The sequence below is a fragment of the Planococcus soli genome (assembly GCF_016881065.1).
Taxonomy (GTDB): domain Bacteria; phylum Bacillota; class Bacilli; order Bacillales_A; family Planococcaceae; genus Planococcus; species Planococcus soli.
The window spans coordinates 770,846-792,808 of record NZ_WXYN01000051.1 but is presented as its reverse complement, the minus strand read 5'-3'; the positions used below and the strand labels follow the sequence as shown (position 1 = coordinate 792,808).

Below are 21,963 nucleotides of genomic sequence, written 5' to 3'. Positions count from 1 at the left end.
AGGTAAACAAAACAGGTCGAGGATTCTTTTAAGAATTCTCGACCTGTCTTTCCCACTAAGGAATTATGAATTTTTTACAGGATGATGATAAACATGTTCCGGATAATCGGTAATGATGCCATCTACATTTAAATCAAATAACCGCAAAGCCTGTTCTTGTGAGCGCGAAGTATAAGGAAAGATATCCATTCCCGCTTCATGAACATCAGTAACCAGCTCATTCGTTACAATGCTCATCGTAGGATTGAAATAATCGGCGTAGGCCGCAAATTGGGCTAATTGTTCTTCCGTTACATCCGCCCAACCCCCTCCCGTTAGAACCCCATGAGAAAGATTCGGCAAAAGTTCTTTCGATTTTTTCATGGATTCGTGGTTGAAGGATTGGATGATGATTTTATTATTATTCGGTGTAGCCATATTTCGTTCGATCAAAGCATCCGCAATCTTCTCTTCCACACCCGGATAAAGTTCTGGGGCCTTCAACTCAATTAATATACCAACCTTGCCTCGAAACTCATCTACTACTTCCTCGAAAGTTGGAACCCTCTCACCCGCATAGGCTTCACTGAACCAGCTGCCAGCATCCAGTTGTCTAATTTCTTCAAATGTTAAGTCACCCACTTTGCCGGTTCCATCGGTAGTACGATCTACAGTGGTATCGTGAATAACGACCAGCTCGCCATCCTTTGTCATTTGAACATCGATTTCAATATAGTCCGACTTCATTTCAAATCCTTTGTGGAAAGCCTCCATCGTATTTTCGGGTGCATGTCCAGAAGCTCCACGATGTGCGATGTTCACCATTTTTTGCTGTTCCTGTTTTGATATCACCTTGTCTGCTTCTCCTTGTTCAGCAGCAAATGCAGCTCCCGTAAAAGATGTCATTGCCAGGCTTGCTGCTAAAATAGTCATCATCCGTTTCAAATAACCACTCCCTATGTATTTGATAATTTAAGCATAAGCAATGAATATATGGTAGGTGTTAATAGAACATGAAGAAAGGTTAAATAAATGTAAATTAACGGAAATATATTTTTAATTACTTAAAATTTCCATTTCGGTTTTTTATTTTGGCCAGCGATTTAACTAAAAAATAGTTCTATTGAATTTTTCATGCTCTTCTATGGTTACATCACCTCTATAGATCATCGGTAAAATAAAATCCATAAAAGGAAATTCAATCAGAAATCGTTCAAATGCTTATCACTGTGCAAAACTACGTTAACAGCAGGGGCTAAGAAATCAAAGCGACTCTACTCTGAAGTGACAGGCATTTAAATTGAAATCGGCAGAAAAAAACCGCCCATTGTATGGACGGCTGATAGTTTCATATAAATGGCAAAAGATCACTGATAATTTTTCAAGCTTTCCAAGGTTTCACATCTGGAACCCTTTCCACTTCTGTTTCTCTATTCCCAACAGCTGGCTTTTTCGACCAGATCGTCGCAAGAATCGGTCCGGAAATATTATGCCAAATTGCACCCCACACGCTCGGCAATGCCGCAAGCGGACTGAAATGGGCAGTGGCCAGTGCGACACCTAAACCGGAATTTTGCATGCCCACTTCAAGCGAAATCGCACGGCGGTCGGTTTCATTGAGTCCCATTGCCATAGCTGTTAAATAGCCAAGCACTAAGCCAAAGCTATTATGTAAAAATACAGCGAAGAACACGATAAATCCTGAACTGATGACGTTTTGTGCATTCGCAGCTGTCACTGCTGAGACAATGATCAAGATGGCGACAACGGAAATGAGCGGCACGACGGAAATACTTTTTGCGACCACTTTTGGTAAGATTCGCTGGACCAGAAAACCGAGTGCAATCGGAATGATGATCACCTGGATGATCGACATGAACATATCGACCGGGTTTACCGGAAGCCATTGACCGGCCAAGAGCAGCAACAGTAAAGGCGTCATGATTGGTGCCATCAACGTTGATAAAGAGGTCATGGCCACAGACAGCGCCAGATTTCCTTTCGCGAGATACACCATGACATTCGATGCTGTACCACCAGGAACGCAACCGAGCAGCACAAGGCCAGCTGCTAGTTCAGGCGGCAAGTTCAGCAAATAGGCGATGCCAAACGCTGCGAGCGGCATGATCAAAAATTGCGCCGCCACGCCGATAACCACCGGAAGCGGATTTTTAAAGATGATTTTGAAATCTACGGGCTTCAGCGTCAGTCCCATTCCAAACATGACGACACCGAGAAGAATGGTAATGTATGCACCGAACCCGATGAATGCTTCAGGCAGGAAAAAAGCAAGCAGTGCGGCGAGGATGACCCAGACCGCAAAGTATTTTCCGGCGATGGCACTTAATGACTGCAGTATTTTCATTGAATTGGCTCCCTTTTTTCTACTTTGATGTTTTTGCCTGGATTCAACAAGTTATCCGGATCCAGTGCGGCTTTGATTTTTTCCATAACGGCCAAAGCAGCTCCGTGTTCCTGCTGCTGATACTTTTGCTTGCCGATGCCGACGCCGTGTTCTCCGGTACATGTGCCGCCTCTTTCAAGAGCGTACACGACAATGCGTTCATTGAATTCCTGCGCCCTTGAAATTTCTTCCGGGTTGTTCATATCCATCATGATGAGCGCATGGAAGTTGCCGTCCCCGACATGCCCCACAATCCCTCCCGGCAAATCGAGTGCCATCAGATTTTCCCGTGCATGTCCGACAGCTCCCGCCAGTTCAGAAATCGGCAGGCACACATCGGTCACCATCATTTTTTTGCCGGGATGCCCATGGATATATGCGTAAGCCAACGTATGGCGTGCTTCCCATAGCCGGATGCGCGCTGCGGTATCTGTTTCAAACGCCACCTCTTCGCATGCATGCCCTTGAACAATTTCCTGCATAAAGGCTACATCCTGCTGCAATCCGGCTTCATTTCCATGAAACTCCAAGAACAGGGTAGGCATTTCCTTGTAAGCGGTATCATTGTATTTATTGACTTGCTTCATCGATTGCTCATCTACAAGTTCCACGCGGGCAATTGGAATACCAGCCTGCAATATGGAGACAACTGCTTCCACAGCATCTTTTACCGTCGCAAACGAGGCACGGGCTGCTGTAATAAATTCAGGAATGCCATAGACACGAAGCGTCATTTCGGTAAAGCAGCCAAGCGTCCCTTCTGAACCGACAAACAATCCATTCAAATGGAGGCCGGATGAGGATTTTGCGGCTTTGTTTCCGGTGTGGATGACAGTTCCATCAGCCGTAACCACTTCCAAATCACGCACTTGGTCACGCATGACGCCATATTTCACAGAAGTGGTGCCGCTGGCGTTAGTGGCTGCCATTCCGCCGAGTGTCGCATCCGCTCCAGGATCCACAGTGAAAAATAACCCGTACTTTTTCAATTCCTTGTTGAGCTGCGTCCGGGTAACTCCAGGCTGCACCGTCACCAGGAAATCTTCTTCAAAGACCTTGAGGACTTTGTTCATCAATGAAAAATCGATGGTGATGCCGCCTCTTTGCGGAATGACGTGCCCTTCTAAACTGGAACCGAGTCCAAACGGCACAACAGGAACTTGGTATTGCGTTGAAATTTTCATAATGGCTGATACCTGCTCGGTCGTTTCCGGGAAAACGACGATATCAGGCAATTCCATTTGATGATAGGATTCATCCTGTCCGTGCAGCTCTTTGACAGTTTCGTTGATGCTGATCAGATCTTCTCTCAACTGTTTCTTCAAGCTTTCCAAAATCGTTTCCTGATTGGCGATTGACATGCTTTATCGCTCCTTCTATATTTATTCTAACTTCTTCTAAATTGGTCCTACCAATTAACCCAATTATACATAATAATCTGAAAAGCACAACTTCTATTTTCTTTGATTGCTTAATCGATTTTGTATTGATAAAGTTAAGCATAAAAAGCCACTGTGCGGGGAGAGTGATTGTTTTTGAATCCGAAGAAGCGAACGTATGAATTGATCGTAGAACAAATTAACATGCTCTGCCTCGAACAGAACTTGCAGCCTGGCGACCGGCTCCCTTCTGAACGCGATTTGGCCAGTTTGTTCGGTGTCAGCCGCACTTCTGTCAGAGAAGCGTTAAAACGATTAGAAAGCAAAAACATTTTAGAAATACGCCAAGGCGGCGGGAGCTTTCTAGCTGTTTCTAAAAGAGATACACTCGGAAATGAGCTGCGCACTCACATTGATGAAACACACGCTCAATTGATCGACGAAATGCTTGAACTGCGCAGGGCATTCGAAGTGGAAGCCGCTTCTCTCGCTGCGCAACGAGCCACTGCCGAAAACCTTGAAGCCATAAAATACGTACTGACACAAATGGCTGAAGCGATAGATGATCCGGAATTGGGCGTACAGGCAGATTTGGATTTTCACCTGCAAGTAGCCTATGCTACGAAAAATCAATTATTAATTGACCTAATGGAAACACTCGCCAACCGGATGGAAGAAAATATCCGGGCTACCCGCAGGCAGCGCTTTACTGACAGCAGTCGCCACCTAGACACCCTAAAAGAACACGAAGAAATTTACTTGGCAATCGCAGGTGGCAACAGCGATTTGGCCAGACAGCTGATGGACAAGCACATTTCACGGATTCGGCTGGAGCTGTATAGAGCTACTTAGTGTGTGGATGGTGAATATAGACTGCCTTATTTGGAAAGCATTCTGCTTTGTCCTTTATTCTAAAAACCGCCGCCTTTGAAATTACGTAATTTCAAAGGCGGCGGTTTTTAACTACACAATGTTTTTTCAAAAATTCGGCGGACGTATTGAAATTCAGAACGATAACGAACCTGACAACGCCCGCATCGAGTCGCGCACCAACAATGGATACATTGTAGTGAAATAAAAGCTAAAACGCCCCAATGAAACCAAGTTTCATTGAGGCGTTTTTTGCTGTAGGAATGCATTGGCATATCAGTGAATATTACTGGCCCGCTCTCAGCATCTCCAAAAACTCCGCTTCACTCTCAGCTTCGATTTGATCCATGGCATTGTAACCATCAGGACCTGGCAAAGCAGGGTCCGCTCCGTTCTCTATCAGCAGCAATGCCATTTCATATTCGCCCATCATCACAGCCGATGCCAATACGGTAGAATAGTCATCCATCGTATTAACGTCAGCTCCTGCATCGAGCAACACTTGAATAACGGCAATGTTTCCAGAGTAAATAGCGTACATCAATGCATCTGATCCATCTGCATCTGTAGCATGTACATCTTCGCCATTTGCAATCAACTCTTCGGTTGCAGCCAGATCACCTATGGAGGCAGCGGACATTAGCGAGGTCTCCCCTTCTACTCCAAAGCCATAATCTTCTTCGTACAAAGGTTCATCTAAATCCGGCAAAAATTGCGAAAAGGCGAATGCACCACCTGCAAAAAGCGCAATGGTCAGGAAGTACACAGCCCCTACAATCCCTACCATCAACGTTGCGCCAAGGGCAATTTTTCCATGGTTGGGCTCATAGAATTTCGCATCGCTGTTGTCGAATTGCTCGATGGCTTGTATCCGTTTCGGCAAGCGTGGATGTGTCGATAACACTTCACTCAACCAGACGACCGCATTTGTTTCGGTTGCAATTTGTTCACGGTATGCGTCTTCATTCACTTCCAAATACGTTTTCTTACCGATTCCAAGAAGCGTCAATGCACGCTTCGCCGCAGCTGCGTTTTGGATAGTGAAAGCGGCATGGCGGTCGCATGTATATTCGCATGAACGGCTATAGGCTTCGCTAAGAAAGGGAAGGAATCCTGCTGGCAGGATCAAGAGATTTTTCCACACATGACGCCGCTTTACATGGGCCAGTTCGTGGGCAATGATAAAGTCCAGTTCCTCTTGCCCTTGCTCACGGGCCAATTCAAACACTTCGGAATACAAAACGACCATATCGCGCCCGAAGAAACGGGTAGCAAAAGCGTTCAATGCCCCCTCCGATTGGACGACAAAGACATCTGGGACTTTTTTCAGTTCCATCTGTTTTGCCAGGGTTTGGACGCGTTCATAGACATCAGGGAACTGCCGTTCATGAATCCGGACTCCGTTGCCGCGGATTGATCCGAGCATGATAGCATTTGCAAACAGCAAAATCACAAAAATGGTCAGGGCGATAGCAATGCCGATGATGGATACTACAGCCGCTGCGTAAATAAGAATGCTGAAAACTAGGCTGATGACAAAATACATGGTTTCTCTGCTCGATTGAATCTTAGTAATGTCCACAATTAACTCCCTCTCAATTTGGAATATCTTACATATAATAGCACATAGTGCCTAATTTTAAGAGGCTATTTTTGTGTATTTTGTTATTTTTTTATTTCAGTTTTTACTAAAAATCTATTGAAGCCGTTTTATTTTTTTATCTTAACTTCCTGTAAAAACGAATAAATATAGATAAAGCTTGGAATGAACCGATCTACCAAGAAATTTGCACCGGTCCGCAATAGGACTTGCAGAAACATATTATTTATTGTAAGATTCTTAAAGTAAATAGCTACTTATAAGCGTCTGTATAACCTTAAGAATATGGCTTAAGGGTCTCTACCAGGAACCGCAAAATCCTGATTACAAAAAACGATCCGTTCGTTTTTTGTAATCAGGATTTTTTTGTGTTTTCTGACGGAGATCTTTTTGCCATTTTTTTATTACCCTATTTTGAAAGAGAGTGAATGAACCCATGAATCTGAAAGTTTACATTCTTGCCTTGTCCACAGTCGCAGTCGGACTCGTGGAACTCATCGTCGGCGGCATCCTGCCGACAATCGCAGAGGAATTTGGCGTCTCGCTAAGTTCAGCTGGACAGCTGATTACCTTATTTGCGTTAATCTATGCCATTGCAGGACCTGTCTTGCTGGTGGCAACCAGCAGATTTGAACGGAAGAAAGTATATTTGATTTCCCTGGCCATCTTCTTCCTTGGAAACATTATGACTTTCTTCAGCCCTGACTTTACATGGATGATGATTGCCCGTGTCATTACGGCAGCCAGTACTGCACTCATCGTCGTTTTGTCTTTGACCATTGCTGCCAAAATTGTCGAACCACCATACCGCGCAAAAGCGATCGGCCTTATCTTTATGGGAATCAGTTCATCGCTCGTCCTCGGCGTTCCGCTTGGCATTCTCCTTTCGGATGCATTCGCGTGGCGCCTAATTTTCCTTGGCATCGCGGCGTTGTCCATCGGTTCAATGGCACTTATTGCCCTTTACATCCAGCCGATTCCTGGAGGCACAGCAGTTCCGCTTAAGCAGCAGCTGAAAGCGGTGGCGAGTGCCAAAATCGGAACAGCCCATCTCGCGACGATGTTCATGCTTGCCGGCCATTATACGGTCTACGCATATTTCACACCGTTCTTGGAAACCAACCTGCAGCTGAGCTCGTTCTGGGTCAGCGTCTGCTACTTGCTGTTCGGGATTGCGGCAGTCAGCGGAGGCGCAATTGGCGGCACGATGTCCGATTCGATTGGCTCGAAAAAAAGCATCATCATTGTCATTTCTGCATTTGCAATTGTCTTGTTCCTGCTCCCGCTGACGACATTTTCACTCTTTGTTTTCCTGCCCGTTATGGTCATCTGGGCAGCACTTAGCTGGAGCCTGGCTCCCCCTCAGCAAAGCTACCTGATTGAAACCGATCCAGCAACATCTGACATCCAGCAAAGCTTTAATAACTCCGCCCTGCAGATTGGGATCGCACTTGGTTCTGCAATCGGCGGCATCACCTTGACGCAAACCGGTTCGGTCTCAAGCACAGCATGGGTAGGTGCTGGTATCGTATTGGTTGCTCTTGGCTGTGCGGTATTTTCCATTACGCGTTCGGTAAAAGAGCAAAAAGCAGAACAGATGGGCAGCCAGAAATTCAAAAACGGTTACGAACCAAATTAACCCAGTTGCCGCAAAGCCCCGATGGAATCCATCGGGGTTTTGTTTTTTATCCTTCTGCAACTGCTGTTACCTGTTCCCAAAAATAAAATCCAAAGGTGATTTGCGTTTTTTGCGAAAAATCCCTTTTTCTTTTGCTTCTTCCAGCCACATCGGAAATTCATCCAGCATTTGATTGTACAGCTCTTCATCCGTCACTTGATCGATATCTGGAACATGGAAAAAGTTGGCATTATCCACGAGACGGCCTTCCATGGTATCCAGTTTTTTCAGCACATCAAAGTTCGAGTCGCCGATGCCGATAAATTGCCAGAAAATCGGCTTATCAGAAGATTCCACAATGAACTTCTTGATGCCGGACTTGCAGCCGCCGTCATTGATGAATACCAAAAAGACCGGATCATCACTCGGTTCTTCTTTCGTGTATTTTTTGATGACGTCTTCCATCACTTTTGGTTCATCGTTGCGGCCAAACTTGTGGATGCTGTCATTGGCTAAAATGTTCTTTTCCACATAGCCCATAAACGTTGCTTCCGTAGCTGCCGGCAAACGGGAAAATTCATTGTCATACACCCATACATCCAGTGCGCCGTCATCGTCAAACTGGCTGGCCACGGCCAAAACCCGTTCTACAACTTCCTGCACCACGCCTTCGCGATAAAGTTTGCGCATCGATCCTGAAATATCCAGCACAATGCCGACCTTTGCTGCGACACCTGTTAATTTCTTTTTCTCTAAAACGATACTAGCCGTTTTTTTCTTAAGGGAAATAGTGTTCATCAAACTGCCTCCTCTTGTCATGGTGCTTTAAGTATAGCGAAGATTCGTAAACATAAAAAGAAAATATTGGAAATATTTAAAGACGTGAACAGAGCGATTTCAGACCACCACCTCAAACTGCCACCTATACCTTTTCCAAACTCCTCTTTACATCTCCAACTTCTTCCTCTACACTAAATCCATCGGGAACAACCCGAACACAAAAACCGCATACCGTTTTCTGCACTAGGGGTGCCCATTATGGCTGAGATGCAAGCGCAAGCTTCGATCCCTCATAACTCGATCAGGATAATACCTGCGTGAGGAAGTGCGGCGCATTTCTGAAATAATTCCTTTTATGATTATTTGTAGATTATGGCTGCATCTTCGCGGATGCGGTCTTTTTTGTGCAAATTTTTGGGAGGAATGTAGTTATGGAACCATTGCACTGTGGAACAAGCCCAATCGTCGGATTTCGATTTTCGCTCCATCCGATGACCAAAGACTTTATTAAAGTAATAAAAGGAGCACTGAAAGAAACAGACACATCGAACGTCTGGATGCATACCGATGATGTCTCAACCGTGATACGCGGCAAACAGAATCACGTCTTTAACGTCGCAAAGGCACTGGCTTTGCATGCTGCAAAGACCGGAGAGCATGTGGCGCTTTCTGGCACCTTTTCAATCGGCTGCCCCGGCGATTCATCAGGGGACGTCTACCTTGAAAAAGACGATGTGCTGTTGAACACCGATAGCACCAAGCAATACGTCTCTTCCCAGTTTGCCCTTTACCCGATGAACAATCCGGATTATATGGCAGTCATATACCGGGAAGTGGAGCGCGCCAAACAAAGAGGAGTTTTCAACGACTCGATGCATTACGCCAGCGGCATCCACGGCGACATTCACGAAGTTTTCAACTTTTATGAAGAAGCGTTTACCCATGCACGTTCTGATGAACACCGCCATTTGGTGATGACCGTATCGATGAGCATTAACAGCCCTTCTCACGGAGGTGCCTAACGTGCTGAAGTCGTGGAAATTAAAAGAAGTGGTCTTGATGTCCCTCTTTGCGGTCGTATTTGGCATCGTCTATTTGCTGTTTGTCCACGCCGCAAACATTTGGGCAGCGGTTATCGGGCCGCTCGCCTATGAATGGATGTTCGGCATTTGGTTTATCGTCTCGATTATCTGCATGTACATCATCCGCAAGCCTGGTGCGGCCTTCCTATCCGAAACGATGGCGGCGACAATCGAAGTGCTGATCGGCAATGCTGTTGGTCCCCGCCTGATCTTGTCTGGCGTCATTCAAGGGCTGGGTGCAGAAGCAGTATTCGCATTAACCGGTTACAAGCATTTCAACATACTCGTGTTAATGCTTGCCGGCATCGGATCGGCTGTTTTCAGCTTCGTTTATGGCTATTTCGTTTCCGGATATGCAGCACTCGATCCTTCTTTTGTGGCTTTAATGTTTACGATACGCGTTCTTAGCGGAGCAATTATCGCAGGCATCGGCGGCAAGTATATAGGCGACGCTTTGCTTGCGACTGGTTCACTCCGGGGCTATGCGATTGCACATGCGAAAAAAGGTGATGTGAATGCTTGAAGAGATTTTCTCTTTAGATGGACTGTCGTTTCGCTTTCCGGAAGACGAAGATAAAACCTTAACCAACATTTCCTTTTCGGTCCACCGGGGCGAACGGCTGGTCCTGACTGGTCCGAGCGGCTGCGGTAAAAGCACCTTTCTGTATTTGCTGAACCGTTTATATCCCGATAATTGCGACGGTCTTGTAGATGGAAAAATTATACTGTTCGGGAAAACGGCCGAAGACTATGCTCCCGGTGAAATCAATCATCGCATCGCCACTGTCTTTCAGGATCCCGATTCGCAGTTTTGCATGCCCACTGTTGAAGAAGAGCTGGCATTTACACTGGAAAATCTGCAGACGCCGTTTGCACAGATGGAGCCGCGCATCACAGCGGTTTTGGAAGAGACTGGACTTGCACACTTGCGAAATACGGTCATTCAATCCTTGTCCGGAGGAATGAAACAGCGCGTGGCGACCGCGTGTGCGCTGATTATGGAGCCGGAGGTATTGTTGCTCGACGAACCCTTGTCTCACCTGGACCCATATACGGCATTGCAATTTGTCCACTGGCTGGAGGATCTGCAGCAAGCATCAAATCTGACTATCGTCACGGTCGAACACCGGCTGGACTGCTGGGGATCTTTTTTCGAACGTGAAATTCAATTAGGCTATGACGGCCGGATCGTGGCTGATCAAACATTTATACCGCGCCAGCCGATTTTATTCCCAGAACGCCAATCTGCCGCTCAACCGATCACGTTATTGCTTACCCAAGGGCTTTCGGTCACCATGAAAGACAAGCAATTGCTCGATCCGCTGGAGTTTTCCGTCAGCCAAGGCGAAGTGGTGGCTATCGCCGGTCCGAACGGCAGCGGCAAGTCGACGCTTGTAAAGGCGTTATGCGGCATTTATAAACCGAAGACTGGCACAATCAGAGCAGACGGAATTGGCTATGTACCCCAGTCACCGGAATACCTGTTCTTGACGCAAAGCGTCCAACAGGAAGTGGCGTTTTCAGGGGCCTCAAGCCAGTCTGAACTGAATGGACTGATGGCCAGTCTCCGCCTTGAAGAAGTCCGAGAAGCACATCCCTTTGCGATCAGCCACGGTCAAAAAAGGCGTGTGGCAATTGCGGCAATGCTCGCTGATAAAAAACCCGTCTTATTGATGGATGAGCCGACATCCGGACAAGATGACGATGCACTGCTGGAGCTTTTTAACTTGATTGACCAGCGTTCCAGAGAAGGCACGAGTTTTCTGATCGTTACGCATGATATGGAATTTGCAGCAGGTTTGGCCGACTCAGTGATACTGATCAAAGACGGGCATATGACCGGCAAGTTTCCTGCAAACGAAGTTTGGTCGAATGAAAAACTGTTAGCATCACATCATTTGCTGGCCCCAAAAGGAGTGGTCCGTCCTGCGAAATCTTTTGCATGACATGAATCCATCCGTCAAGTTCATCCTGGTCACCCTATCGATGCTGGTCATTGCGTTTTTCTTCAATCCGTGGACGCCGCTTTTGTTCTGGCTCGGCATCATCCTGCTGCAGCTGACGATGAGCCATATAAATTGGAAGTTGTGGCTGCTGTTCATGCTGCCGTTTTCGATCGGCGCATTCGGTTATTTATGGACCACTGTCGTCTTTGGGGCAGAAACTGGAGGAACGATCATCTGGTCATTTGCGGGAATCGATGTAACCGAAGAACAATGGGCACGCGCCTTGTCATTGGCATTCCGTGTAATGGCGTTCTCTACACTGTCTCTGCTATTCGCTTTCACCACTGATCCAGTGAAATTTATCATGAGCCTTATGCAGCAAATGAAGCTGTCACCAAAGCTGTCATACGGTGTGATGGTGGGCTATCAGTTCCTGCCGGTCATGAAGGACGAATTTACTCAAATTCAGCAGGCTCAAAGGCTGCGCGGTGCAGAAACAAAGAAATACAGCTGGCAACGGCTGTTATCCATGCGCCGAGTCCTGATTCCAATGCTTGCAGGAGCTGTACGAAAAGCCGAGCGATCGGCATTTGCTATGGAAGCACGCGGCTTTACAGGTGAACCGAGAAGTGCTTTTTATCATCCGGTTCAGATTGATCGCACAGATTGGCTCATGTCCGGCATTTTCCTTATCCTCCTCCTCACCAGCTGTATTGGCGGCAGTTGGCTGAGCTAAAAATATGCAAAAGCAAAAACAAATGGATCCGATTGATATAGGAGCGCCAAAAAGTCTGAAAGGGAAAATCCTTATTGTAAGGGTTTTCCCTTTTTCTGTTTTTTCTATGCTTGTTGCTTGTTTTGAACTTATTTACTATTTCCTTATGTATTATTCTACATGTAAAGCGGAGTACAGCATTTGTTCCTGGCCATTCTATGGATTATAATGAAAGCAGTTACATGACTCGATTTACTGGGGGGGAATTGCTGTGAATGGATTTCAACTGCTAGACGAACAAGACAGCCGGATTTACTTTGTCGTAACGCCAAACCAGCCGCATTCTTTTTCTTTGTTTGAACAACACCTGGATACAGTACTAAAAACAGTAGAAACCAGGATGACCTCAAAAGAACCGTACTTATGGATCCTCAAAAGAATTGCCATATTCTGTGAAGACAAAATCAGCTACTTTCCGGACAACGAATTGTTAATCGAACCCGATGTTTTTATGAAGACGCGAATTTCTTTGGATTACATAATATTATTATTTATAAAAAAATCCCCCTCCACTCCATTTGAAATCCAGTCAATCAATACAGCCGAAAGCCATCCAAATTTTGAAGATGCACAAAAAGCAGCAATCGAACACATAACTCGCCTAAAAACCGCTTCTCCCCATATAGAAATAAAAGCATTAGGAGCTAAATTGATTTACAACATTCCCCTAGAGTGAATTTTAAAAAAATGAGCCTTCGAAGAGCTTTTACCGCAAAAACCATTGCCCAGGCTGATCTTTTTAAGGATCAGCCTGGGCAATGGTTTTTGTATGTACTGAACTATATAGAAAAAATAAAGCCGGTTATCGATGAGTGTCTTCTGTTTTAATATGGTCGGTACTAATCGATATCCTGCTTCTTGCCTTTATTAATCGAATAAACAAAGAAAGCGACGCATAAAACAATAATCCCCGTTTTCCAATCCAGCCGACCTTCTTTTTCATCCAAGTCCGCTTTGACCACTTCACGTTGCGTTTCTGCCGTCGACACTCCGGCAAGTTCTGTCTCGATCTTATCGGTTTGAATCGCCGGCAAAAGTGATTGAGGGTGGTTAAAGTCGGGAAATGCATACACCAACAGAATTTCGGTATTCGCTCCACTGACTGCCTGATTGATATGCTCCGGGTTTTCATTCAGTGTATAAGCCTGAATTTTAATGGATGCAAGCAGGCTCAGCAACAGCATCATTTTTTTCATCTGCCTCCGCTCCCATGCTGGTGATCTTCAACGTTCAGTTCTTCGGCAATGCGGTGGTTCCAGTTAAAACTGCATTGTTTCTAAAGCAGCAAGTCGGACAGATAAAAAGGGGCTTCCTGGCAGCTCTTGCTGTTCCGCAGATGCTGAGCAGAGCATCTGTGAACACCAAGTCCACCCGAACCCCCTTGCTGCCACTCCAATCCGGTATTCCAAAATCACAGGGTCACGGCCTGTTCCAGAAGATACACCGGCTGAGCATTCATAGTCCAGCACAACCAAGCACAAACTTTACGATCATAGTTCGATCGCCTCTGTTTTGTAGGCCTCTGCTTAGCTGCTGTTCTCATACACCATACCACAAGTGAGAATGATTATCAATATCAGCGAATAAATTTGAATTAATTTTTACTCTATAAGCTGCAGTCCTTATATTTCACTGCCCATATCTTTGCGTAACAACTTTGTATGCTGAACACGTCTGACAAATAGTCTCCTTTCAATAACCTATTCGATTTTCGGTCAAAAAAAAAGAGCTGAAAACTCAGCTCTCTAATGTTCCGTATGTGATATCATCTTCATCTCTTGCATTGACCCCATTTTTCACATGGACAATTGTCCGCAAAATCAATTTGGCGTTAGGATTTTCCAGTATCCAACGTTCGTCTGGAACAATTTCAAACTGCTGCATGACCGTGTCCTTTGATTTGACTGATCCTGCAAACTCCATCGATTGTTTTGCGACAACCGTTTCGTAAAAATCAAAATCGCTGTCATCACGCGTATCCTCGACAAGCTTCACAACATTCAATTCGATAAAATCAATGGTTTGTTCCCCATCTCCTCCATCAAGATAAATGGTGCCATTTAAAGTTTCGCCTTCTTCCAAATGAGGCCTCTCAACGACTGTGTTCACTTTTAATGACCCAATGCCGATAGATGATAAAAAATCCTTGAACTTCATAACTTCGAACCCCCAACTATTGTTAATCCTTATATACCACAATAATACTTTTTTAAAACAATCCTATAGTTCCGTATAATCGTACTGGTTCTCTAAATTGATCTCATGTTTGTTGTAACGGCGTTTAAAGAGCTTATAAAAATGCGAGACCAGTACACGCAGCAGGGCATACATGGGGATACCCAGTATCACTCCGACAATGCCAAACAATGATCCTGCCGTCAAAAGAACAAAAATAATTGTCACAGGATGTATAAACAATGTTTTCCCCATAACTTGCGGAGAGATCAAGTTGCCTTCCACCAATTGCACGACCGTCCAGACGATTGCCAGCTTAACGAGCATAAATGGAGAGGTGACCAGTGCAATGATGGCAGCCGGGGCTATTGCAATCGCGGGGCCGATATAAGGCACCACACTCGTGACCATCGCCAAAACTCCCAGCAATAACGCATAATCCATGCCGATAATCAGGAATCCAATATAAACCATAACGCCAATGCAAAATGCAACAATCAACTGGCCTTGAATATAAGCACCCAATTGCCTGTCCGCTTCAGTGAACACTTCACGAGTATCGTCACGGAATCTCGGCGGCAATAGCTTGAGAAAATACTCTGGCAGCTTATCGCCGTCTTTTAACAAGTAAAAGAGGATGAAAGGTACAATGACAACCGACAAAATAACGCCGGTAATGGTTGAGATTAAACCAGTGACCCCTGTAATGATGCTGGTTACTGTGTTTTGCAGCGTATTCGCAATATCTCCAGGCAAAGTAGCCAGCAGCGTGTCTACTGTGAAATTGGATTCGCTGTAATAATCACCAATAAAGGAAGTTCTCAAAAAAGCATCCACATCTGTCAGCAATTGCATAAAATACTCCGGAAACTCCTCAATCAACGTTTGAAATTGAGACCGCAAAAAAGGAAATACCAATACGATCAGCAACGTGATCAGTCCGACAACACCGAGGAAGATGATGATGATTCCCCAAATGCGCGGAATTTTGAAATTCTCCAGCATGCGCAATACCGGCCGAAGCAGATAGAAGAAAATCAATGCCAGGACAATCGGCAAAACAACCGTTTTCATAAAAACGCTGACTGGGTGGAAGATAAATGAAACTTCCCTGAAAATATAAACTACGAGCCCAAGCAACAACATAGAGATCAGTGTGAACAATGTGTTTCTTCCGCCTAAAAAGCGGATATAACTGGTGGCAAAAAATGAAGGCTTATCCTCAGGCTGAATAAGCTTGTCCTCTGGCTGCATAAACTTCCCCTTTTCTGAATAGACTTTATACCTTCATATTATCATAATTTCTGATGATTTAGTCTAAGGGTTGTGACAAATATTCACTTAAGGCTTGTCTGTTCAGCTCTAAATCTATATCGAGAACTGAACCGGCGTGAGAATAATTGCCATAGCTATAACTGTTTTCTACAGGCAAAGTCAGCCGTTGCACTTCCCCGCTCCCTCCGGCCGCCAATTGTGTAGCTAGTTTCACTTGATCAGTCAATGGCATGTCGGTTTGGACATAGCCCTGCAAGGCACCTGCCAATTTCGGGTATTTGGGAATTGCCGTTACGCTGACCAATTCGTCTTTCATGGCTGCAATAACTTGCTGCTGACGGCGGACGCGTCCAAAATCGCCTTCGCTGTCAGCTCGGAAACGGGCGTACCCCAGGAGCTCCTTGCCGTTCAAATTCTGTACGCCAGGCGTCAGCGATACACCGATTAGTTCGGACATCGCCTTTTCAACATCGATTTCGACGCCATTTGGTGCTGCTACATCGACCAGACTTTCAAAGCTAGCAAAGTCGATCAGTGCATAATGATGGATTTCCACGCCGAACATGCCTCTTAACGTTTCTGCAAGCAAGTCCACTCCGCCTAAATAATAAGCTGTATTTAATTTATAGGATTGATAGCCGGGAATATCGGCATAAATGTCACGCATAAAGGAAGTCAGTTTAATTTCCCCATTCGCTTTGTCATGAGTAGCAAGCATCATCGTATCTGTGCGGGACTGCTCTTCTCCACGCGAGTCAACACCAAGCACCAAAATATTTTCATAATCTCCGTTTGCTGCATCTCCATTAAATGTCACGGGTTCCTGTTCAGAGTTGTCTGCCAAACTGACGCCAGTTTTAAATTGTATGAATGCATAAGCGCCAATAGCGATTAGGGCGACCAGAAGCAGGAAGACGATGCCGCGCAGCCGAAATCTTCTTTTTCTGCGTCTTTTTCTTTTGATGGGTTGTAGTTCTTCTTCCATTATATATGCACTCCTTTCTAAACTTTTACGTCAATAAGACGCTCTTCTATGCATTAAGTTTCGGATATCCCCTTAATTAGTTGCGTTTGTTCATAGAAATAGGTTTTTTTTCCTGGTAATGATGAGATTTTTATACTTGGGCAGATCACTCTGCCTCTTTGAAACATTTTTATTGTCTACATTCTGTTGGAGTGGTAAGATTTTTCTTATCCAGTTGGAGAGACTTTAAAAGCAAAATTCTTTTATGGGTTCGATAACCATTCACTGAAACAAATAATCCAATATACTTCCTTACCCGAAAGGAGACATTATCATGACGGAAAAAGCGACATTTGCAGGCGGCTGCTTTTGGTGCATGGTCAAACCGTTCGATCAGTTTGACGGCATTGAGCAGGTCGTTTCAGGCTATAGCGGTGGACATGTAGAAAACCCTACATACGAACAAGTAAAATCCGGGACAACTGGCCATTTGGAAGTCGTAGAGATTACGTTCCAGCCGGATGTTTTCTCGTATGAACAGTTGTTGGACATTTTTTGGCAGCAAATCGATCCGACCGACAATGATGGACAGTTCCAGGACCGCGGCCCATCTTACCGGGCTGCTATATTTGTCCACAACGAAAAGCAGCGGCTTCTTGCAGAGAATTCAAAGCAGGAACTTGATAACAGCGGACGGTTCACCAAACCTGTAGTCACCGAGATCCACGATGCTGCTCCGTTTTACGCAGCAGAAGATTACCATCAGGATTTTTACAAGAAAAATGCGGAGCACTACCAAAAAGACCGGGCAGATTCCGGGCGGGACAAATTTCTTTCCGACGCCTGGGAAAAAGTTGACGCTTGATGCGTCGACTTTTTTTACCCTCTATTATTAAGTAACTATTCTGTCAATTACCCCGCTCATATCAGATTTAGGGAGGAAATCGATTGAAGCTTATAGAAGCAATAGATCCTATCGTGATGCAATTGGTGATAGTTCCAACCATTGTTATTGGAATTGGCATTATGCTCGCTTTGTTTACAAAAAAAGTTTACGTTGGCCCGATCACAACCATGCTATTAACTTTGAGCTATAACTATTGGTACTTCACTTCATTTTTTCCTAACTCAGAGCTGTCTTTTACTATGGTATCGTCCTGGTGCATTATTTTCCCGTTGATTTCCCTTTATCTTTCCTGGATTTTTGTTCTGCAGCCACATGCCATTAAAGAGTTTTTTTTGCCGGAGCCTAAAGAATAGTGTTACTCCTTTTTATTGAGCAATACTGCGAAAATGACCATCAAGAAGATAAAGATTAAAAGCATGGTCAACGTGATACTGTGATTGCCTGTCTGGTCATAGACGATTCCAATCGTTAACGGCATAAATGCCGAAATGATGTAGCCGCCTGATTGCGTCATTGCCGTCCAGCTATTGGCTTCATCTGCAGAAGCTGTTTCATCAAGGGGCATCAGCAAGGCAATCGGGAACAGACCACCCAAGGCTACGCCAATAAACGCAGCAGCAGCCCAAACAGCCGTAACACTGCCAAACATCAACAGCAGAATTCCCACGGTTCCAAAGGACAATACCGCTAATATCCAGCCTAAGCGGTTCGGGAATTTATTGAAAAACAGTGGAATACTGATGTTCCCTGCAATCTGTACAGCCGACATCAAAGTCAATACCCCTCCTGCCGCTAAAACGGACATGCCTTTTTCAATTGCAATCGGCGCGAGCCATGTGAGCATCGAAAAGAATAAGGCCGATTGGCAGCCGAAAAACAACAGCATATACCAAGCCCGCTTATTCTTCCAAGGCGAAATTCCGGCAATCTCTTCAAGTCCGGATCTCTCCGGCTTCTCCTCAGCCGGCTGCTCCACCCGCAGCCAAATAACCACTGCGGCAATAGACAGCAAACTCCAGCTGGCAATCGCCAGCGGCCAATCCGCGACACTGTAAAAGACACCTGTCAATCCTGCCGACAAGGTTGCCCCTAATCCCATACCAAACGAAAAGACGCCAATCAGCGCTGCGGTCCGCATTGGAAAATCCCGCTTGATCATGGCCGACAGCAACGGACTGATGATGGCAATCGACAAACCGATGAAAAAGGCACTGGCAAGCAAAACAGGATAAGTCGGCATAAAGCCTCTGGCCAACGTAAACACCCCTATTGCCAACAGCAATACGGCAATTGACCGCTTTAAGCCGAATTTCCGGCCGAACAACACAGCAAGCGGTGCAAAAAGCCCCATGCAAAATACAGGAACCGCCGTGAGCAGGCTCACTTCACTATTGCTCAGATTTAAGTCGGCTCGAATCGGTTCTAGCATTGGGCCGATCGACGAAATAGCCGGACGCAAATTCAAAGCCACAAAAAGAATCGCCAAAACCATACCGCCCATCGCTGCATTTTTCTGCTTTTCAGCCACGTTTTTTCCTCCTGTCCACCAACTCGAATAAATTAATCAGCTTTTCAGCCGAACATAAGGTACAAACTTGTGTTCTCACGCCGCCATCATTTAAAATAAAGATGTGAAAGGCGGGTAACCGATGAAACTCGTAAATTGGAGTTACGCAAAACGCTATAATATAAAAGCAATTTTTGACGAATTTCCGCATGTCGTCGTGCTGTTTCGCCAAATCGGCAGTTATTACTTTATCTATTCGATGAAAGGCCTGACTCCGGAACATATCCCCGGCCGGCGCGATTACGTACAGATGGAGTATTTGCTGAACAAGGAACTTGGCATGCTGGATGCATACGTAAAGCGCAAAACAAGATAAATCAACAATATAATTTTAGTTTATCTGAGACCACGGGCGATTGCTATCGATTTCCGTGGATTTCGTGGTATACTCTTCTTATTGTGAAATTTAGGAGGTACGTATAAATGATAGCTGTAAATGATGTAAGTCTTCGCTTTGGCGACCGCAAACTATTCGAAGATGTAAATATTCAATTCAACCCGGGCAATTGCTACGGATTGATTGGTGCCAATGGTGCCGGCAAATCAACGTTCATCAAAATTCTATCTGGTGATCTTGACGCGCAGTCTGGAAATGTTTATATGGGATCCGGCGAACGCCTTGCTGTATTAAAGCAAAACCATTTTGAATACGAAGAGCATGCTGTTCTTGAAACGGTTATTATGGGCCATAAAAAACTGTATGAAGTCATGTCAGAGAAAAACGCCATTTACATGAAAGAAGACTTTTCTGATGAAGACGGCATGCGCGCTGCTGAGCTTGAAGGCGAATTCGCAGAACTGAACGGTTGGGAAGCTGAGTCCGAAGCTGCAATCTTGCTCCAGGGCCTTGGCATTTCTGAAGAGCTTCATGATAAGAAAATGGCTGAACTTTCCGGTTCTGACAAAGTGAAAGTGCTTTTGGCACAAGCTTTGTTCGGCAAACCTGATGTTCTGTTGCTGGATGAGCCTACTAACCACTTGGACTTGAAAGCCATCCAATGGCTTGAAGAATTCCTGATCAACTTTGATAACACCGTCATTGTAGTATCGCATGACCGCCACTTTTTGAACAAAGTATGTACACATATCGCTGACCTTGACTTTGGTAAAATTCAGCTTTATGTTGGGAACTATGACTTCTGGTACGAATCAAGCCAATTGGCAACCCGTTTGGCATCTGACCAGAACTCGAAGAAAGAAGAAAAGATCAAAGAGCTGCAAGCCTTTATCGCCCGTTTCTCCGCCAATGCTTCGAAATCGAAGCAAGCCACATCACGGAAGAAAATGCTCGATAAAATTGAGCTGGACGATATCCGCCCTTCTTCCCGTAAGTATCCGTTTGTCAACTTCACCATCGGCCGTGAAATCGGCAATGATGTATTGACAGTAAAAGACGTGAGCCAAACAGTAGACGGCAAGCAATTGTTGAACAACGTCAGCTTCAACTTGAACAAAGACGATAAAATCGTTTTGATCGGCGATCCACTCGCAAAATCGGCTCTTCTCCGCATCTTAGCTGAAGAAGACCAACCGGCTGCCGGTTCGGTACGCTGGGGCGTTACCACTTCACGTGCTTACTTGCCGATTGACAACACGATTTACTTTGAAGGCAGCGAGTTGTCGTTGGTGGACTGGCTTCGCCAGTATTCACCTGAAGACGAAAGCGAAACTTTCCTTCGCGGCTTCCTTGGCAGAATGCTGTTCTCCGGCGAAGAAGTGAAAAAGAAACCTTCTGTGCTGTCCGGTGGCGAAAAAGTTCGCTGCATGCTATCTAAAATGATGCTGTCGCATGCAAACGTTCTGCTATTGGATGAGCCTACCAACCACTTGGACCTTGAATCAATCCAGGCGTTGAACAATGGCATGATCGCCTTTAAAGGCGCCATGGTCTTCACTTCCCATGACCATCAGTTTATCCAGACGGTTGCGAACCGCGTGATTGAAATCCGTGAAGACGGTTCAATCCTCGACAAGCAATTGGGCTATGATGAATTCCTTGAATGGAAAGACACTCAAGGCATCACAAACTAAATAAATTTTAAAGCAGTGCCGTTTGTATTATCCGACGGGCTGCTTTTTCTACAAACAGAAAAGCCGGGGATCTATGCAGATCCCCGGCTTTTCTGCTTGTTATTTATTTTGTAAAACGTTTCACTAAACGGCCTGCAGGCAATTTAGAAACGTATTTATTCCCTGAATTTGATACTTTTTTGACAAGTGCCAACAAGTCCTCATCGCCAGCCCAATGTTCTGCGATAACTTCTTTTGGGAACTTGTTCAACAATGTATTGATTACAAATACTGCAACGACGACATCATCAAGGAATCCACCTGGACCCAGCAAGATTTCAGGCAGAAAATCTATCGGCGCGATAAAATACATGATACCTGCACCAACAGCTGCTTTGCTTTTCTTGTCAATGCGGTTGTCCAGCATCAATTTAGTCAGCAAATGGAAAAGATCGGGCGCGAACAAAACGTACCCGCTGACAGTTCCAATCACTTTTGGTTTAGAATCTACCCAATTTTGTACTCTGTCCCGGAGTTTATGATAAAAGTCTTCTTGCTTTTCTTGGCTTGGCATATCTTTTTTTAAGTATTCATTAGTCATTTTGTTGTCCCCCTTGATCTTTCTGATCATG

At 45.2% G+C, this 21,963-nt stretch carries 22 protein-coding genes and 2 riboswitches; of the genes, 11 read left to right on the top strand and 11 right to left on the bottom strand.

Translation table 11 applies throughout. The features are described 5' to 3' along the window. Positions 1–63: 63 nt before the first annotated feature. The 3 genes from GJB59_RS18725 to GJB59_RS18715 form a co-directional block, all read right to left on the bottom strand. Positions 64–915, bottom strand: coding sequence for a glycerophosphodiester phosphodiesterase (locus GJB59_RS18725; protein WP_425325246.1), 852 nt, complete (start codon positions 913–915; stop codon positions 64–66). Positions 916–1,360: 445 nt separating this feature from the next. Further along, a complete protein-coding gene (locus tag GJB59_RS18720) occupies positions 1,361–2,344 on the bottom strand; it encodes a bile acid:sodium symporter family protein (RefSeq protein WP_142826302.1) in 984 nt (327 codons plus the stop codon). Beyond that, positions 2,341–3,744, bottom strand: coding sequence for an FAD-binding oxidoreductase (locus GJB59_RS18715; protein ID WP_142826303.1), 1,404 nt, complete (start codon positions 3,742–3,744; stop codon positions 2,341–2,343). Before GJB59_RS18715 ends, GJB59_RS18720 begins: the two co-directional genes overlap by 4 nt. 174 nt (positions 3,745–3,918) lie before the next feature. Between GJB59_RS18715 and GJB59_RS18710 the strand changes: the two genes are divergently transcribed. Then, positions 3,919–4,614, top strand: coding sequence for a FadR/GntR family transcriptional regulator (locus GJB59_RS18710; protein WP_142826304.1), 696 nt, complete (start codon positions 3,919–3,921; stop codon positions 4,612–4,614). A 304-nt stretch (positions 4,615–4,918) separates the two neighbouring features. On the opposite strand, the gene GJB59_RS18705 is transcribed toward GJB59_RS18710, so the two are convergent. Beyond that, positions 4,919–6,214, bottom strand: a complete 1,296-nt coding sequence (locus GJB59_RS18705; protein WP_142826305.1) for a M48 family metallopeptidase — start codon at positions 6,212–6,214, stop codon at positions 4,919–4,921. Between the two features lie 265 nt (positions 6,215–6,479). Then, positions 6,480–6,579: riboswitch (purine riboswitch) on the top strand. An 89-nt stretch (positions 6,580–6,668) separates the two neighbouring features. On the opposite strand from GJB59_RS18705, the gene GJB59_RS18700 reads away from it, so the two are divergent. After that, positions 6,669–7,871 (top strand): MFS transporter, encoded by a 1,203-nt coding sequence (locus GJB59_RS18700; RefSeq protein WP_142826306.1) that lies wholly within the window; start codon positions 6,669–6,671, stop codon positions 7,869–7,871. A gap of 66 nt (positions 7,872–7,937) precedes the next feature. On the opposite strand, the gene GJB59_RS18695 is transcribed toward GJB59_RS18700, so the two are convergent. Further along, positions 7,938–8,648 (bottom strand): vWA domain-containing protein, encoded by a 711-nt coding sequence (locus GJB59_RS18695; RefSeq protein WP_142826307.1) that lies wholly within the window; start codon positions 8,646–8,648, stop codon positions 7,938–7,940. 217 nt (positions 8,649–8,865) lie between these two features. After that, positions 8,866–8,971: riboswitch (TPP riboswitch) on the top strand. Positions 8,972–9,061: 90 nt separating this feature from the next. Between GJB59_RS18695 and GJB59_RS18690 the strand changes: the two genes are divergently transcribed. The 5 genes from GJB59_RS18690 to GJB59_RS18670 all read left to right on the top strand — a co-directional run bounded on the left by GJB59_RS18690 (position 9,062) and on the right by GJB59_RS18670 (position 13,109). Beyond that, positions 9,062–9,652: a YkoF family thiamine/hydroxymethylpyrimidine-binding protein gene (locus tag GJB59_RS18690; RefSeq protein WP_142826308.1), complete on the top strand. Its 591-nt coding sequence runs from the start codon at positions 9,062–9,064 to the stop codon at positions 9,650–9,652. 1 nt (position 9,653) lies between these two features. Beyond that, positions 9,654–10,235 carry an ECF transporter S component gene (locus tag GJB59_RS18685; protein WP_142826309.1) on the top strand — a complete coding sequence of 194 codons (582 nt, stop codon included), beginning with the start codon at positions 9,654–9,656 and terminating at the stop codon, positions 10,233–10,235. After that, positions 10,228–11,658: an ABC transporter ATP-binding protein gene (locus GJB59_RS18680; protein WP_142826310.1), complete on the top strand. Its 1,431-nt coding sequence runs from the start codon at positions 10,228–10,230 to the stop codon at positions 11,656–11,658. Before GJB59_RS18685 ends, GJB59_RS18680 begins: the two co-directional genes overlap by 8 nt. 1 nt (position 11,659) lies before the next feature. Next, complete coding sequence (locus GJB59_RS18675; RefSeq protein WP_185959982.1) at positions 11,660–12,394, top strand: energy-coupling factor transporter transmembrane component T family protein; 735 nt, start codon at positions 11,660–11,662, stop codon at positions 12,392–12,394. A 250-nt stretch (positions 12,395–12,644) separates the two neighbouring features. After that, on the top strand, positions 12,645–13,109 hold the full coding sequence (locus GJB59_RS18670; protein ID WP_142826312.1) for a hypothetical protein: 465 nt from the start codon (positions 12,645–12,647) through the stop codon (positions 13,107–13,109). Between the two features lie 163 nt (positions 13,110–13,272). Here the strand turns inward: GJB59_RS18670 and GJB59_RS18665 are convergent, their stop codons facing one another. From GJB59_RS18665 to GJB59_RS18650, 4 genes are all read right to left on the bottom strand, one after another. After that, the gene (locus GJB59_RS18665) at positions 13,273–13,629 is read right to left on the bottom strand and encodes a hypothetical protein (protein WP_142826313.1); all 357 of its coding nucleotides are present in this window, start codon (positions 13,627–13,629) and stop codon (positions 13,273–13,275) included. 541 nt (positions 13,630–14,170) lie between these two features. Next, positions 14,171–14,590, bottom strand: coding sequence for a sporulation protein (locus tag GJB59_RS18660; RefSeq protein WP_142826314.1), 420 nt, complete (start codon positions 14,588–14,590; stop codon positions 14,171–14,173). A 63-nt stretch (positions 14,591–14,653) separates the two neighbouring features. Beyond that, positions 14,654–15,862 carry an AI-2E family transporter gene (locus GJB59_RS18655; protein WP_236015735.1) on the bottom strand — a complete coding sequence of 403 codons (1,209 nt, stop codon included), beginning with the start codon at positions 15,860–15,862 and terminating at the stop codon, positions 14,654–14,656. A 58-nt stretch (positions 15,863–15,920) separates the two neighbouring features. Next, on the bottom strand, positions 15,921–16,868 hold the full coding sequence (locus GJB59_RS18650) for an LCP family protein (protein ID WP_142826315.1): 948 nt from the start codon (positions 16,866–16,868) through the stop codon (positions 15,921–15,923). A 313-nt stretch (positions 16,869–17,181) separates the two neighbouring features. Between GJB59_RS18650 and msrA the strand changes: the two genes are divergently transcribed. After that, the gene (gene msrA / locus GJB59_RS18645) at positions 17,182–17,712 is read left to right on the top strand and encodes a peptide-methionine (S)-S-oxide reductase MsrA (protein ID WP_142826316.1); all 531 of its coding nucleotides are present in this window, start codon (positions 17,182–17,184) and stop codon (positions 17,710–17,712) included. Positions 17,713–17,795: 83 nt separating this feature from the next. Continuing rightward, positions 17,796–18,107, top strand: coding sequence for a DUF2651 family protein (locus GJB59_RS18640; RefSeq protein WP_142826317.1), 312 nt, complete (start codon positions 17,796–17,798; stop codon positions 18,105–18,107). Positions 18,108–18,109: 2 nt separating this feature from the next. Here GJB59_RS18640 and GJB59_RS18635 read toward each other — a convergent pair whose 3' ends face one another. Continuing rightward, positions 18,110–19,282: an MFS transporter gene (locus GJB59_RS18635; RefSeq protein WP_142826318.1), complete on the bottom strand. Its 1,173-nt coding sequence runs from the start codon at positions 19,280–19,282 to the stop codon at positions 18,110–18,112. A 121-nt stretch (positions 19,283–19,403) separates the two neighbouring features. Between GJB59_RS18635 and GJB59_RS18630 the strand changes: the two genes are divergently transcribed. Both GJB59_RS18630 and GJB59_RS18625 read left to right on the top strand, forming a co-directional pair. After that, entirely contained in the window at positions 19,404–19,637 is a 234-nt protein-coding gene (locus GJB59_RS18630) for a protein YuzH (protein ID WP_142826319.1), read from the top strand. A gap of 107 nt (positions 19,638–19,744) precedes the next feature. Beyond that, complete coding sequence (locus GJB59_RS18625) at positions 19,745–21,352, top strand: ABC-F family ATP-binding cassette domain-containing protein (RefSeq protein WP_142826320.1); 1,608 nt, start codon at positions 19,745–19,747, stop codon at positions 21,350–21,352. A 103-nt stretch (positions 21,353–21,455) separates the two neighbouring features. On the opposite strand, the gene GJB59_RS18620 is transcribed toward GJB59_RS18625, so the two are convergent. Continuing rightward, complete coding sequence (locus GJB59_RS18620; RefSeq protein WP_142826321.1) at positions 21,456–21,932, bottom strand: YkvA family protein; 477 nt, start codon at positions 21,930–21,932, stop codon at positions 21,456–21,458. Between the last annotated feature and the right edge of the window lie 31 nt (positions 21,933–21,963).

Coding starts and splice junctions, on each gene's coding strand:
- GJB59_RS18695 (WP_142826307.1), bottom strand. CDS start 8,648: ATGAACACTATTTCCCTTAAGAAAAAAACGGCTAGTATCGTTTTAGAG.
- GJB59_RS18655 (WP_236015735.1), bottom strand. CDS start 15,862: ATGCAGCCAGAGGACAAGCTTATTCAGCCTGAGGATAAGCCTTCATTT.
- msrA (WP_142826316.1), top strand. CDS start 17,182: ATGACGGAAAAAGCGACATTTGCAGGCGGCTGCTTTTGGTGCATGGTC.
- GJB59_RS18700 (WP_142826306.1), top strand. CDS start 6,669: ATGAATCTGAAAGTTTACATTCTTGCCTTGTCCACAGTCGCAGTCGGA.
- GJB59_RS18680 (WP_142826310.1), top strand. CDS start 10,228: ATGCTTGAAGAGATTTTCTCTTTAGATGGACTGTCGTTTCGCTTTCCG.
- GJB59_RS18675 (WP_185959982.1), top strand. CDS start 11,660: ATGAATCCATCCGTCAAGTTCATCCTGGTCACCCTATCGATGCTGGTC.
- GJB59_RS18625 (WP_142826320.1), top strand. CDS start 19,745: ATGATAGCTGTAAATGATGTAAGTCTTCGCTTTGGCGACCGCAAACTA.
- GJB59_RS18660 (WP_142826314.1), bottom strand. CDS start 14,590: ATGAAGTTCAAGGATTTTTTATCATCTATCGGCATTGGGTCATTAAAA.
- GJB59_RS18665 (WP_142826313.1), bottom strand. CDS start 13,629: ATGAAAAAAATGATGCTGTTGCTGAGCCTGCTTGCATCCATTAAAATT.
- GJB59_RS18630 (WP_142826319.1), top strand. CDS start 19,404: ATGAAACTCGTAAATTGGAGTTACGCAAAACGCTATAATATAAAAGCA.
- GJB59_RS18650 (WP_142826315.1), bottom strand. CDS start 16,868: ATGGAAGAAGAACTACAACCCATCAAAAGAAAAAGACGCAGAAAAAGA.
- GJB59_RS18725 (WP_425325246.1), bottom strand. CDS start 915: ATGATGACTATTTTAGCAGCAAGCCTGGCAATGACATCTTTTACGGGA.
- GJB59_RS18715 (WP_142826303.1), bottom strand. CDS start 3,744: ATGTCAATCGCCAATCAGGAAACGATTTTGGAAAGCTTGAAGAAACAG.
- GJB59_RS18620 (WP_142826321.1), bottom strand. CDS start 21,932: ATGACTAATGAATACTTAAAAAAAGATATGCCAAGCCAAGAAAAGCAA.
- GJB59_RS18690 (WP_142826308.1), top strand. CDS start 9,062: ATGGAACCATTGCACTGTGGAACAAGCCCAATCGTCGGATTTCGATTT.
- GJB59_RS18720 (WP_142826302.1), bottom strand. CDS start 2,344: ATGAAAATACTGCAGTCATTAAGTGCCATCGCCGGAAAATACTTTGCG.